We start from the raw sequence: 14,157 nt of genomic DNA, 5'->3' as shown, positions 1-14,157 counted from the left end.
TCGGCAATCGGCTATCAGACTCAAAGAAGCTGATAGCCGACAGCTGACAGCTGACAGCCGAAGTAAGACTAGCTTCTATGATTATCCAGCTTCTCAAATAGTCCTCCAAACGCTTCTTCCTTTACACCATCTGATTTCAGGAATTCGTGGGGGAAGCCTAGTTCGATCTTACTTACTGCATTCAGTTTTTGTAATGCAGCTTCGGGTAACGTAAAGTCCAGGCAGCCCAGCGAATCTTTAATCTGGTGTTCTTTGGACGCGCCTATAATCGGGATCATCACCTGATTACGATGCCTGGTCCAGTTGATCGCTACCTGCGCCGGGGTAACCCCCAGTTCGTTGGCGACATCCACCACAGTTTGCGCAATAGTGCTACTATGTTCGCTGCGGCGGGTGCTGTGGTCGGGTACCCTGCCATTTTCTCCCCGCAAATATTTTCCTGTCAATGCGCCACCGCCGATTGCGCCCCAGGGGGTAACCGCCAGATCCAGCGCTTTCGCCATTGGAAGCAGGTCGCGCTCAGGTGTTCTTTGCAGCAGGGAATATTCAAACTGAATGGCCGCAAATGCATTCCAACCTCTGAAATCGGCGATTGTATTTGCCTGAGAAACAATCCAGGCGGGTGTATCGGAGATACCGATATAATGTACCAAACCCCGGGTTACAAGATCATCCAAACCCCGCATTACCTCTTCTGTCGGCGTTGTATTATCCCATAAATGTACCCAAAGCAGGTCAATGTAATCGGTATTGAGCCTTTTCAGACTGGAAGTGACCGAACGCATCATGTTCTTCCGGTGGTTACCTGCGAAGTTCAGGTCGTCATTTTTGTCTTTAAGAGTGTATTTGGTAGCAAGTACCCACCTGTCGCGGTCGCTTTCAATGAATTCGCCTACATACTTTTCGGAAGAACCTTCTGTGTATCTGTTTGCTGTATCGATGAAGTTACCTCCTGCGGCAGCAAATGCTTCAAAAATTTTATAACTCTCATGTTTATCTGCCCCCCAGCCCCATTCTTTTCCAAAGGTCATAGTTCCAAGGCAAACCTCTGAAACCCTAAGCCCTGATCGGCCTAATAATTGATAACGCATATGCAACTGAAATTAGATTTTAAGCAAAATATAACAGTGAACGATGATCGTACAGGGTTATATTTTATGGTGCAAAGTTATACCCTTACCACTCAAATGTATTTATATTGTGACCAAATTTGAATCTTTTTCACCCCGCCTAAATGATAGATGTTGCTTATCCCTACTTTGATACCAATCTGAGTTGGCTGTCCAATAACTACCGATTTTTACTGGAAGCGAACGACGAAACAGTGCCGGTGAGGGAGCGGCTCCGCTTTCTTGGAATGTATGCTTATCAGACCAAGGAATTTTACAGGGTCAGGATTCCAAATCTCCTGGCTATGTGCGAAGTCAGCAATGATATCCGTTCAAAATTGTATCTCTTCCCCGAGTCTCTGCTCGAACACGTAAGCGAAACCATTGAAAACCAGCTGCGTGAGTTCAATGAGATCCTGACAGGCAGTATTTTTCCGAGCCTCAAAGAGCAGGGAGTACATTTATATTACCGCGAAGCTTTTGCAACGGAGCACCTGCCGTTTATCAGGAAGTTCTTTATTGACAAGCTTTTCAGGTATTTGCAGCCCGTGTTTTTAGATGCGAAACGATCATCTAAAACGCCGATTTTCGAGTCCAAGCAGCTGTACCTGGTCGTGCGTCTGCAGCATTCGGAAGACTCTGAGGAGGATTGGTATGCAACGGTAAACATACCTTCCGAGCCTTTCGGGCGGTTTCTGGAACTGCCTGAATGGGAAGGGAAGAAACATGTGGCTTTTATGGAAGATATTATCCGTGAGAACCTGCCGCTCCTTTTTCCGGGTTTCAGTGTGCTTGAAAGTTACACAGTGCGCGTAGAGCGGGAAACGGAGCTGTCCATTGAAGATGAATACCCGATGCAAATCGCGCAGCGCATTCTCAAACAGCTTGAAAAGCGCAACTTCATCCAGCCTTCGCAATACTTTTATGAATCGGGAATGCCGCTTTATATGCGCGAATACCTCGTGAATAAGGTCGCAATACCAATGAATGAATTCCATGAGCGCGGCGATTATCTCTTTTTACAGGATTTTAGTCGTTTTCCTGCGTTGTCGCGCCGGCTCGACTACCCGCATCAGCGCCCGATCCATAATCCCGGTTTCGAGGAGAATACCTCCATTTTCGAAACCATCCAGAAGGGAGATCAGCTCGTGCACCTGCCTTACCAATCGTATGAGCCGATCGTGCGCTTTTTTAATGAAGCCGCAGTTGATCCGCATGTGCGCGAGATCCATGTTTCATTATACAAGATCAGCCCCAATTCTTTTATCCTGAACTCGCTCATCAGCGCTGCCCGGAATGGAAAGCGCGTAACCACTTATGTGGAGCTGAACAACAAAATGGATATTCAGGAAAACCTGCAATGGTCGAGGAAAATGCGTGATGCAGGCGTGAAGATCATCTTGAGTGTACCGGGGCTGAAAGTGCATGCGAAAATGGCGTTGATCAAGCGCAAGGTGCAGAAAGGGTGGGAGCGCTATGCATTCCTGGGTACCGGCGGTTTTTACAGACTTACCAGCCGGGAGATCGTGGATCATGCTTTACTGACGAACCACCGGGAGCTAACCAACGAACTGGAACTGCTCTTCGGCTATTTGTCCACCCAGGACGAGCCTAAAAAATACAAGTACCTTCCATTCAACTACCTTTTCGTAACGCAGTTTACATTGCAGAAAAAGTTAATGGATCTGATAGACCGCGAGATCGCGAACTGCAATGCAGGCCTCAAATCTTTTATTAGCATTAAAATAAACCAGTTGCAGGATCACATCCTGATCGACAAGCTGTACCAGGCCGGACAAGCCGGAGTACCGGTGCATGTAATGGTGAGTGAAAGCTGTGGTTTGATTTCCGGGTTACCCTCGATCAGCGACAATATCATCGTAAGCCGCCACGTCGACCGCTATCTTGAAAACACGCGGATCTTCCATTTTGCGAATCGCGGCAACGATGAAATTTTCCTGAGCTCCTGCGACTGGACCCACCGGAACCTGCACCGGCGCATTGATATCTGCTTCCCTGTACTCGACGAGCAGCTAAAAAATCAAATGCGCATTGTACTCAGGAACTATGCAAATGATAATCAGAAGTCGGTGCGGCTTGATTTGTACCAGAATAACCTCAGGATTGGAGAAGACGGGCGCGGGAAAGTGAGAGCGCAGGATGCAAACTACCGCCTGGTTGAAAAAATTGAGAAAGGCGGGCCAATCAGGAAACCAGAATAAACGCATTAAATATGGGTAAAAAAAATTTTTCAGCTGTAAAATTTTCTAACCTGCGCCTAGATTTCACGGACGCACTTTGTTGTAAAAAATCATAAAATCGCAATGAATTTTTACAAATTAGCCGGGTCCTTCTCTTGAGCAGTAAGTTGTATATCACTATATTTGAAAGACATCATTCTCACTCAACCCCAAAATACTACCTAAGCATGGGAATAGTAGAACGAAGAGAACGACTCAAAATACAGGTACGTTCGGACATCGTTAAAACAGCAAAAGACATTGCCCGTGAAGACGGATGGACTGCTGTCTCGATTCGCAAAATTGCTGACGTAATTGAATATAGTCCCCCCATTCTGTACGAATATTTTGATAGCAAGGACAAGCTTCTGGAAGCGATCCGTCTGGAAGGCTTCGACCATTTGCAAGCCGAGTTTATCAAGATAAAGGGTCATTTCAGTAATCCTCAAAAGCAGCTTGTGGAAGTGGCCCAGAAGATCTGGAACTTCGCTGTCGAAAATCCTGAGGTGTTTCAGGTGATGTTCAACCTGGAAGGAGCTTATTGTGATTCTAAAAAGGCTTTTTCGCAGGCAATGAGCATCAAAGGAAACCCGGTTTGGGAAATGATCGCCGGTCTTCGTCCCAAGTCAGGAGAAGCGGTAACCAAGACTTACTATGAATGGTGGTGCCTGACCTTCGGTTTTATAGGTATTACCATGACAACTCAGCCGAGATATGCATTTTCCCAGGCTGAGCCGATATATATGGAAGGAGTAAGAAGATTTATCCGCAGCATTATGTAGTTGCGGCAGATTGAGGGCGTATCTCTATTTTACTTTGGTGATAAACCTGGGAAAATGGAGGTACGCTTCTTACTAACCAGGCATTTCCGCCAATGATTGAATCATGCCCGATTACAGTTTCTCCCCCCAGGATCGTGGCATTTGCATAAACAACCACATTGTCTTCGATAGTAGGATGGCGCTTGCGTGACGCGAGCGACTTGGAAACGTGCGTTGCGCCAAGTGTAACCCCCTGATATAATTTTACATTGTTCCCGATGTGCGTCGTTTCGCCGATCACAACTCCGGTACCGTGGTCGATGAAGAACGAGTGACCTATAACTGCATTGGGATGGATATCAATTCCGGTCTGCCCGTGTGCGAATTCAGTCAGCATTCTGGGCAATAATGGGATACCGCATTGCGCAAAAAGGTGGGCGAAGCGGTAGGTAGCGATCGCCGTGAACCCGGGGTACACCGCAATTACTTCTTCGATACTCACAGAAGCCGGATCATTGTCGGTAATGGATTTGGCGTCTTTCAGGAGCATTTCGTAAATATCCGGGATACCAGAAAAGATATCGTCCAGGATCTCGTCCGTGCTTTTGTCCAGCTCAGGCAACAGTGGCTGCAGCATATAATCCAGGTCCTTTCTAAGGTCTGCGTATTTCATCGCCAGGTCTTTAGATGGGCAGCTTGGACAATCCTGACTAATTGGAAACAGGAAATTGATCAGGTTCTGAATGAATTTCCCTGCGTCTTGTCTGGATGGAAGCTTGTAGCGGTATTTTTCATTTTGCTCCGTGAGGCGCTCGAAAAATGTGTTCTGGTGGCTGGCAGTCATTAAGAAAGTAGATTGAGTCGCAAGTCTGAGATAGTAGGACGTTTCGTTTTTCAACAACAAAGAAACGGCGGGAAAAATTTGTTTGTTTTAATTTCTTCAAAAAAAACCAAATAACGGCACGCTTTTTGACCTTTTGATCGTATATTAAGTATCCTGTGGATTGTAAATGCAGTAACAATACCTTGTATGCCTCGTTTTAAATTCCTTCGGACAGTCGCCTTATTGCTATTTATCTCGGCCTCACTCAGCTCCTGTTTTTCGAAATACATTATCTCTGCGAAACAGGTCAGAAAGCATTACGCCCAAAAGAAAGTCAAACCCACAGAGCGTATTATCAGGAATGACACCCTTTCACTCTGCATTGCCAGCGTGGGAGCGGATACCTTACCAATGCTGTTGCTGATCCACGGCGCTCCCGGTTCGCTTTGGGGATATATGAATTTAATGGATGATGAAGATTTACAGAAACGCTTTCACATTGTTTCGGTTGATCGGGTGGGTTACGGGAAATCAAGACTTAAGAAAAGACGGTCTGTAACTTCTATCGCTACTCAGGCAAATGCATTGCTGCCCGTTTTTGAACTGAATAAGAGCAAAGAAAAAGTAACGGTATTAGGTCGTTCTTACGGTGCGCCAATCGCTGCAAAGCTGGTATCTATGGTACCTGACCAGGTGAAAGAGCTTTTCATGGTTTCACCTGTTATCGATCCCGAGAAAGAGAAATTTTACTGGTTTTCTAAATGGGGCCGGAATTCCTTTATTCAGCTGTTTTTGCCGGGTGAGTTCAATACTGCTACTGCAGAGAAATACAGCCATTCAGACGAGTTGAAGAAGCTTTTGCCTGTCTGGAATAACCTGCTTGTTCCTACCACAGTAATTCAGGGCGGAAATGACTGGATCGCTGATCCGGGTAATATTGATTTTGCCAAAAAACACATTAAAAGCAAGAGAGCGCAGTATATTTTCCTCGATAATGCAGGTCACATGATCACCTACACGCATTTGTCGATGATCAAGGAAATGCTCCTGAAAGGTTTGCTTTTCAAAGACCACATTACTTCGGTCGATCTTACGCCCAACTTGCCGGAAGTTTCAGGGAATTAATCAGCGTATTACTTTTTGAGTTGCCGAATGCGTCGCATTGTCTGCACGGATCAGGTAAATTCCATGCGCCATGTTGCGGAGATCGAATCGTTCCTGAACAGAGATAACGGGTGTCTTTGATGATATTTCCCGCAGAATCCTTCCATGCAAATCAACTAGTTGCAGGCGGATCACAGCCCTCGTTTTGCTGTATGCTTTTACCGTAACAAAATCCTCGGTTGGTACAGGAAAAGCTTCAAGCGCCATGGAAATTTCGGGAGATTCTACCTTTGGAACAGATGTCAGCGGGTTACCATATTCTACTGATTCATAAGGCGGGATTTCAACAGGAGGACCCGGCCTGTCTACTACCGCAATGCTGCCCTCGCGATAGCTTTCGGATATAATTACACCTGCTCTCCATTCCGTTACCAGCATCGCAAAAAGGTAGTTTCCAACAAGCTCCGGGGCGGTCCAAATCAGCTTCTTGGAAACAGGATCTATCTTGAATGTACCATTGCTCGTAATTTCATTTGGAAACAAATACCTGTTGTCGACCATGCGCACACCGCAGGTGCCGGGAGAAGCTTTGCTCAGTTTGTGGACTTTTACACTGACACTGTCTGAATCGGCAACAGTCGGGGTCAGGTCTACTGAAAAAACCTGCTTTACGCCGGCATCAAAATTCAGGTATGGTAAAACAGGCGTCGAGTTTGGAGACTGAGTGTCAATGACGGTCCACAGGAATGCGGGTGTCATTTCTGATCTTTCAAGATTTAGAAATCCAGCGGTGCGGTTATCAATGGAAGTAGATATCTGAAAAATTCCTGCCGTGGGGTAGGTATACTGTCCCACAAAGTCTGCAACAAGTACGTTAGCGTTGCTGGGAAGTGGGATCGTCTTTGCTCTGGTCAGGTTTTTCGTAGCCCCGTTGCCAAGGCAAACCGTAACTTGACCCATTGCATCTGTGGCTCCCTGACCTGATTGAATATCGAGATAAACTCTGACCGTAATCTCGTATGTCTGCCCTGAAACATGCTTCGCCATGATCTCGCCGCCCTTAAAATGGGTAGCATAAGCTGCGTTGCAAAACAACGCTATCAGAAAAAGTATTCCGTAGATTGATTTCATAGAGAGAAAAGGCGGCGTTAAGTTACATACTGAATTGACAACGTTTAAAGCTGGCTGTTTTGTATGGTTACTTACGTAAACTAATGCATAAAAATCAGCATTTTTCCCGACCTGGTTTTTAGGCTTGTTTGTAGCCGAAAATCAGTCTTTATAGATCAGTACTTCACTTTTTCCATCGCCTTTTACATACCCCCGGTACATTCCTTCGCTGTTGAAAGGCATGGCAATGTTTCCATTCCGATCAAGTGAGATAATCCCGCCTTCTCCGCCGCGTTCAACCAGCTTTTTCATCACTACTTCATTCGCCGCACTCTCCAGGGAAAGTCCCTTGTATTCCATTAACGCAGAAATATCGTGCGCAACCACCGAGCGGATGAAATATTCGCCGTGTCCCGTTGCTGAAACCGCGCAGGTGGCGTTATTGGCGTAAGTACCTGCGCCGATAATCGGTGCGTCGCCAATGCGACCGTATTTTTTATTTGTCATACCTCCCGTAGAAGTACCTGCTGCCAGATTACCATATTTGTCCAGAGCCACACAGCCGACTGTCCCAAACTTCCGGCCTTCTGTGAAAATGAGCTCCTCTTTCAGCAGTCCGCCGGTCTTGGGTGCTTTCCTGATCTGCTTTTCTTCTTTGGCGTCGTGGTCTAGCTCTTGTTTGTCAGTGGCTTTTGCTTTTTCCAGCGCTTTAAAGCGGGCTTCGGTATAGAAGTAGGAGGGATCAACAATCTCCAATCCCTGTTCTTTCGCAAACTTTTCAGCGCCTGCGCCGGCCATCATCACGTGCTCCGATTTATTCATTACCGCAATGGCTGCGCTGATTGGATTTTTGATATTGGTAACGCCTGCAACTGCACCTGCTTTCAGCGTTTTGCCTTCCATAATGGAGGCATCGAGTTCATTTTTACCATCATTGGTGAATACGGCACCCTTACCTGCATTAAACAGGGGGGAGTCTTCCATGACGTGAATCGTAGCTTCCACCGCTTCCACGCTCGTACCCCCTTTTTTCAAAACCGCGTAGCCCTTTTGCAATGCCTCGTTCAAAGCGGCTTTATAAGCTTTTTCCTTTTCGGGGCTCATGTTGGCGCGGGTAATGGTACCGGCTCCGCCGTGAATAACAATGGTTATTTTATCTGAAAAATCCTGCGCGAAAGCCGGGAGACTGAGCACGGAAAGAAGCATTGCAGAAAGTTGTTTCATGATGTTGTAATTAGAGTGACTTACTCAAATCTAACAAGTAATGTTTGTATTTCCGGTGCAGTCCGTATTTTCATTGTTTCAAAAGCAGGTGTGCCAACGTACTTTCAATTCACAGTAAAGTGCATTGGTGCGACCCTTTTGAGATAACTAGCTTAATTATTTTTCAGTAATCCTTAATTGAATGAAAAAAGTACTCCTTTACCTTGGCGCCCTCTTATTTACGGCTCCGATCCTGCAAGCGCAGAATGCGGCTGAATGGAAGTATAAACAGGGTAAAATCGTCACGCAATGGGCCGACAAAGTGTCGCCTGCAAACGTGCATTCGGAATATCCCCGGCCACAGCTGGTACGCGGCAACTGGCAAAATATCAATGGTTTGTGGGACTATGCTATTGTGCCGCAAGCCAGTGCAGAGACAAAACCAGCTGCATTTGAAGGTAAGATCCTGGTTCCTTTCGCAGTGGAATCTGCATTGTCGGGCGTGGGCCGTACAGTTGGTAAAGACAGTGTGCTGTGGTATCAGCGCACTATTGATTTTTCCCCTAAACTGAAAGACCAGCGGGTGCTGCTGCATTTCGGGGCTGTTGACTGGAAATGTGATGTAATCGTAAATGGAAAATCGGCAGGTACGCACCAGGGCGGTTACGATCCTTTTTCTTTTGACATTACCGATCTTTTGGTTAAAAAGAAGCAGCAGGAAATTACTGTAAAGGTATGGGACCCGAGCAGTGACGGGCCGCAGCCGCGGGGCAAGCAGATCAAAAATCCGCACGGGATCTGGTACACGCCTGTTACGGGTATCTGGCAGACTGTGTGGCTTGAAACTGTGCCTACTACCTATATTGCCGCATTGATGCCGGTACCTGATATCGACAAGCAAATGGTACGCATTACATCCGACATCAGGAATGTAAAAGAGGGTGATAAGCTCAGGTTCACCGCATTCGACGGCAGTAACAAGGTAGCCGAGCTGGAAGTTGCCCCCAATGCCGCTGCCGATCTGAATATCGCAAATCCGAAGTTGTGGTCGCCGGATAGTCCGTTTTTATATGACCTGACCGTGGCACTGATCCGGAAAGGGAAAGTGGTTGACGAGGCGAAAAGCTATTTCGCAATGCGAAAGATTGCCATGCAGGCGGATCAGAATGGTATCCAGCGTATGACTTTAAACAACCAGTTTTTGTTTCAATACGGACCGCTTGACCAGGGCTGGTGGCCGGACGGACTGTATACTGCGCCAAGTGATGAAGCCTTGAAGTTTGATATCGTGAAAACGAAGGAAATGGGCTTTAATATGATCAGGAAACACGTGAAAGTGGAGCCTGCGCGCTGGTACCGCCATTGCGACGAGCTGGGTATGCTGGTTTGGCAGGATATGCCAAGCGGCGATCTGGGAAATGACTGGGGACAGCACCCGGGCGTTACAGGTAACGAAACCGAACGCAACCGCACCCCGGAATCTGAAAATATCTACAAGACAGAATGGAAGGCTATCATGGATGCCAACCGCTTTTTCCCTTCAATTGTGGTGTGGGTACCTTTCAATGAAGCCTGGGGACAGTTCAAAACAGAGGAAATTACAGAGTGGACGATGAAGTACGATCCGAGCCGCCTGGTAAACAGTGCGAGTGGCGGTAATTTCTTCCCGGTTGGCCACATTATCGACCTCCACAATTACCCTGCGCCGGCGATGCCAAAACCGGAGCTGTTCGGACAGAAGCAGATCATCGTTTTAGGAGAATTCGGAGGACTTGGGCTACCGGTTGACCAGCATACCTGGCAGCAGAAAGACAACTGGGGATACCAAAGCTTTAAGAACCAGGAAGACCTTTACAAACGTTACGAAACATTCATAGGCAGGTTTGAACCACTTATTAAAAAGGGGTTGTCTGCCGCAGTCTACACGCAAACGACTGACGTGGAAGTAGAAACAAATGGGTTAATGACCTATGACAGAAAAGTCATCAAATTCCCGGAAGCGAAACTAATGCAGATCCACAAGCCGCTATATGATCGGTCTTGGGTGAAGATGGGTCAGTAGAAGGAGGAAAGGGAAGAAAGGGAGGAAAGGGAGGAAGGAGGAACGGGAGAAAATATCCATCCTCCCTTTCCTCCTTCCTCCTTCCTCCCTTTTTCTAGCCCTTCATCTGCGCTTCTACGACTGCTATCGCTACCATATTTACGATTTCTCGAACGGAGCTTCCTAGTTGTAGTACGTGAACGGGTTTTTTCATTCCCAGCAGGATAGGCCCGATTGTTTCCAGTTCGGCTGCTTCTTTCAGCAAGTTGTAAGCAATGTTGCTGGCAGATAGGTTCGGGAAGATGAGCGTATTCGCGCCTCCTTCAACCAGGTCGCTGAATGGATGGTTTTCCTTCAACAGTTCTGTATTAAATGCAAGGTGCGCCTGCATTTCACCTTCCACTACCATGGACGGGTTTCTCTTCTTCAAAATCGCAGTTGCTTCGCGCATTTTCTCCGCGTCTTTTCCACCCGCACTTCCGTAGTTGGCATAAGTTACCAATGCAATTCTTGGCTGGATATTGAATCGCTCTACTGCTTTTGCAGTGAGTTCGGTTATTTCAACGATTTCATCAACTGTCGGATCAAGGTTCACGGTTGTATCCGAGAAGAAAAGCGGGCCGCGTGGCGTAAGCAGAATGTACATACCCGCCACCTTGTTCACGCCAGCTCCTTTTCCGATCACATGTAACGCCGGACGGATCGTGTCCGGATAAGTACGCGTAAGTCCTGAAATGAATGCGTCGGCTTCGCCATTCTCAACCATCATAGAACCGAAGTAGCTCTTGAAGTAGATAGTCCGGCGGGCTTCTATCGGCGTCAATCCTTTACGCTGTCTTTTTTCGTAAAGTTTGGATGCGTAGGTATCGATGATATGCTCGTTTTCTTCTGCACGCGGATCTACAATAGATACGTCGCCAAGATCCAGCTTGCTCTCGCGGATCAGGTGAAGGATTGTTTCCTTGCTTCCCAACAGGATCGGTATCGCAATTCCCTCGTCACGCACCTGCTGTGCAGCCCTTAAAACCTGGATGTTTTCAGCATCTGCAAATACAACACGTTTTGGAGCAAGTTTAGCTTTGTTCAGGATTACCCTTGAAATCTGCTCATTGCGGCCGAGGCGGCTGGATAGTTCCTGTTCGTAAGCATCCCAGTCTGTGATAATCTTCCGGGCTACTCCCGTCTCTATCGCAGCTTTTGCAACAGCGGGTGCCACGGTAGTCAGCAGGCGAGGGTCTACCGGTTTAGGGATAATGTAATTTTTGCCAAAAACAATATTGGTTTCATTGTAGGCGAGGTTCACGATATCAGGAACAGGCTTCGTAGCCAGGTCTGCCAGCGCGTGTACAGCGGCAAGCTTCATTTCTTCGTTGATCTCAGTAGCTCTTACGTCCAGCGCACCGCGGAAGATGTAAGGGAAACCCAGCACGTTGTTAACCTGATTAGGGTAATCCGAGCGGCCGGTGGCCATGATCACGTCTTCTCTCGCTTCTACCGCGTCAGGGTAAGGTATCTCCGGGTTCGGGTTCGCCATTGCAAGCACAATGGGATCTTTCGCCATGGATTTCACCATATCTTTCGAAACAATATCGGCAGTCGACAAGCCAAGGAAAATATCGGCTCCTACCATCGCTGCATCCAGCGAGTCATAAGAAACATCGGTCGCAAACTGCTTCTTCATCTCACTCAGGTCCGTGCGGCCGTTGTGAATATGTCCTTTTGTATCAAACATAGCCACATTCTTGGGATCAACACCCAGTGAAATGTAGAGTTTGGTACAGGATACTGCCGATGCGCCGGCGCCGGAAACGACCACGCGGATCGACGATATGTCTTTTTTTACGAGCTTCAATGCATTGAGCATGGCAGCGGCGCTGATGATAGCAGTACCGTGCTGATCGTCGTGCATGACGGGGATATTCAGCTCCTTTTTCAGGCGGGCTTCTATTTCGAAGCATTCGGGAGCTTTGATATCTTCAAGATTTACACCTCCGAAAGTAGGTTCAAGGATTTTGACGGTGCGGACAAATTCATCCACGTCTTTGGTATTTAATTCAATGTCAAAAACGTCGATATCAGCATAAATCTTGAAGAGCAAACCCTTTCCTTCCATAACAGGTTTGGAAGCTTCCGGGCCGATGTCGCCCAGACCAAGAACCGCAGTTCCGTTGCTGATTACTGCGACAAGGTTACCCTTTGCAGTGTATAAGTAAGCATTTTCGACATTGTCGGCGATTTCAAGACAGGGCTCTGCAACTCCGGGAGAGTAGGCCAGTGAAAGGTCTCGTTGCGTGCTGGTTTCCTTGGTCGGAATAACCTGGATTTTACCCGGCCGGCCCTTGGAGTGGTAGTACAGCGCGTCTTCTTTTCTGATCTTTTTGTTCATACCTGTGTAGCAATTATTTCGTGCTAAGGTACAAACATTAGGTTCACGCCAATGACTTTTACGCGGCTATTCACAGTAAAATCATCTGTCGCCAGATCAGAAATCGCGAAGTGAATTGTTGGTGGAAGGAAGGTCTTTTTCGTTGAAAGAAGGACTGTTGACCAATTTTTTCTTCTCTTTCACCATTACAGTGCGTTTCTTGAGAATATATGCAAAAAGCATGTACACACCGAACATTCCGATGTAAATGTACATGGAAGCTGTGTTGGTGATGTCGCCGTGAAAAGCGAAGAAAAGCGCAGTGTTAATGATGGTCACCATCCACAATGTAAACGAAGCCCAGAAGTGGTTAAGGCCGTTATCAATTAGAATATGGTGCATGTGGTTACGGTCTGCAACGAAGGGCGAGCCTCCTTTTACAATCCGCACGATGAATACACGCAGGGTATCAAAAATCGGAACGATCAGCAGGACCATCACGATGATAGGTGCATTGAAATATGCATTGGGATCGTGCAGGTAGCCTACATTCAATGACAGGAATTCAACTGAGAAAATAGAAAGCAGGTAACCCACGATCAAGGAGCCGGTATCGCCCATGAAGATCTTGCTGGTCTTCGAGAAGTTAAACCGCAAAAAGCCAAGCAGTGACCCCGACATTGCGAACGCGAGGCAGCCGAATGAAAAGTGGTCATTTAGAATAAACCAGATCCCGAAGCCAAGTCCGGCAATAAGACTGATTCCACCCGCGAGACCATCGATCCCGTCGATCAGGTTAATTGCATTGATAATAGCGATGAAGATGAATACGGTAAGGGGAATGCTGACGAAATCCGAAACAGTATGAATGCCGAATATGCCGTAAAAATTATCAACCTTAAAGTTGCCCATTGCTACAAGAATAAGCGAGGCGAATATCTGAATGATCAGCTTTTTGGTAGGATCTACTGCCAGGATATCATCTTTGATACCAAGAAAAAACAAAATAATAACCCCCGTCATCGCGAGGCTGATCAGGTTGGAATCAAGTATATTTTCAGAATGCGGCCACAGGAAATAGGCGATCAGGGTAGCTGCAAAAATAGCAATCCCGCCGAGGGTCGGTGTTTCTGTCTCGTGAGAGCTCCTGAAACCCGGCTTGGCTGTCAAATGCAGCAGGTTTGACAAATTGATAATGATCGGAATGGAAATGATCGAAAGAAAACAGGCGATCAAAAATGACAGCAGGCATTGATACACATCATGGTGAATGATGTTGCTGAAGTTGCCTTCGCTTAATATCTGAAGAGGTAACTTTAATTCCATAGTGTCTGCCTTATTTATGAAGTGTAAGAACGAGCAAGAGTAAAATCCTGGTCAAAAGACGTAAATTACTTTAAT

Annotated in this window: 10 protein-coding genes; 4 read left to right on the top strand and 6 right to left on the bottom strand. The window is 46.9% G+C overall.

The features are described from left to right. Positions 1–68: 68 nt before the first annotated feature. Complete coding sequence (locus ASG33_RS20435; RefSeq protein ID WP_056289793.1) at positions 69–1,091, bottom strand: aldo/keto reductase; 1,023 nt, start codon at positions 1,089–1,091, stop codon at positions 69–71. Positions 1,092–1,234: 143 nt separating this feature from the next. On the opposite strand from ASG33_RS20435, the gene ppk1 reads away from it, so the two are divergent. Next, the gene (gene ppk1, locus ASG33_RS20430) at positions 1,235–3,331 is read left to right on the top strand and encodes a polyphosphate kinase 1 (RefSeq protein ID WP_056289789.1); all 2,097 of its coding nucleotides are present in this window, start codon (positions 1,235–1,237) and stop codon (positions 3,329–3,331) included. Positions 3,332–3,537: 206 nt separating this feature from the next. After that, complete coding sequence (locus tag ASG33_RS20425; RefSeq protein WP_031527272.1) at positions 3,538–4,131, top strand: TetR/AcrR family transcriptional regulator; 594 nt, start codon at positions 3,538–3,540, stop codon at positions 4,129–4,131. Here the strand turns inward: ASG33_RS20425 and epsC are convergent. After that, positions 4,124–4,954 carry a serine O-acetyltransferase EpsC gene (epsC, locus tag ASG33_RS20420; protein ID WP_056289787.1) on the bottom strand — a complete coding sequence of 277 codons (831 nt, stop codon included), beginning with the start codon at positions 4,952–4,954 and terminating at the stop codon, positions 4,124–4,126. The genes ASG33_RS20425 and epsC overlap by 8 nt on opposite strands. A 186-nt stretch (positions 4,955–5,140) precedes the next feature. On the opposite strand from epsC, the gene ASG33_RS20415 reads away from it, so the two are divergent. Continuing rightward, on the top strand, positions 5,141–6,058 hold the full coding sequence (locus ASG33_RS20415) for an alpha/beta fold hydrolase (protein ID WP_056289783.1): 918 nt from the start codon (positions 5,141–5,143) through the stop codon (positions 6,056–6,058). Here the strand turns inward: ASG33_RS20415 and ASG33_RS20410 are convergent, their stop codons facing one another. Continuing rightward, entirely contained in the window at positions 6,059–7,168 is a 1,110-nt protein-coding gene (locus ASG33_RS20410) for a T9SS type A sorting domain-containing protein (RefSeq protein WP_056289781.1), read from the bottom strand. Between the two features lie 141 nt (positions 7,169–7,309). After that, positions 7,310–8,371: an isoaspartyl peptidase/L-asparaginase family protein gene (locus tag ASG33_RS20405; protein ID WP_056289776.1), complete on the bottom strand. Its 1,062-nt coding sequence runs from the start codon at positions 8,369–8,371 to the stop codon at positions 7,310–7,312. 181 nt (positions 8,372–8,552) lie between these two features. On the opposite strand from ASG33_RS20405, the gene ASG33_RS20400 reads away from it, so the two are divergent. Beyond that, positions 8,553–10,412, top strand: coding sequence for a glycoside hydrolase family 2 protein (locus tag ASG33_RS20400; RefSeq protein ID WP_056289773.1), 1,860 nt, complete (start codon positions 8,553–8,555; stop codon positions 10,410–10,412). A gap of 94 nt (positions 10,413–10,506) precedes the next feature. On the opposite strand, the gene ASG33_RS20395 is transcribed toward ASG33_RS20400, so the two are convergent. Both ASG33_RS20395 and ASG33_RS20390 read right to left on the bottom strand, forming a co-directional pair. After that, positions 10,507–12,777 (bottom strand): NADP-dependent malic enzyme, encoded by a 2,271-nt coding sequence (locus tag ASG33_RS20395; protein ID WP_056289770.1) that lies wholly within the window; start codon positions 12,775–12,777, stop codon positions 10,507–10,509. Between the two features lie 96 nt (positions 12,778–12,873). Next, entirely contained in the window at positions 12,874–14,082 is a 1,209-nt protein-coding gene (locus ASG33_RS20390) for an MraY family glycosyltransferase (protein WP_056289768.1), read from the bottom strand. Between the last annotated feature and the right edge of the window lie 75 nt (positions 14,083–14,157).

This window comes from Dyadobacter sp. Leaf189, assembly GCF_001424405.1.
In the GTDB taxonomy this organism is placed as follows: Bacteria; Bacteroidota; Bacteroidia; order Cytophagales; family Spirosomataceae; genus Dyadobacter.
The sequence above is the reverse complement of the archived record's forward strand: the minus strand, read 5'-3'. Positions and strand labels throughout refer to the sequence as shown.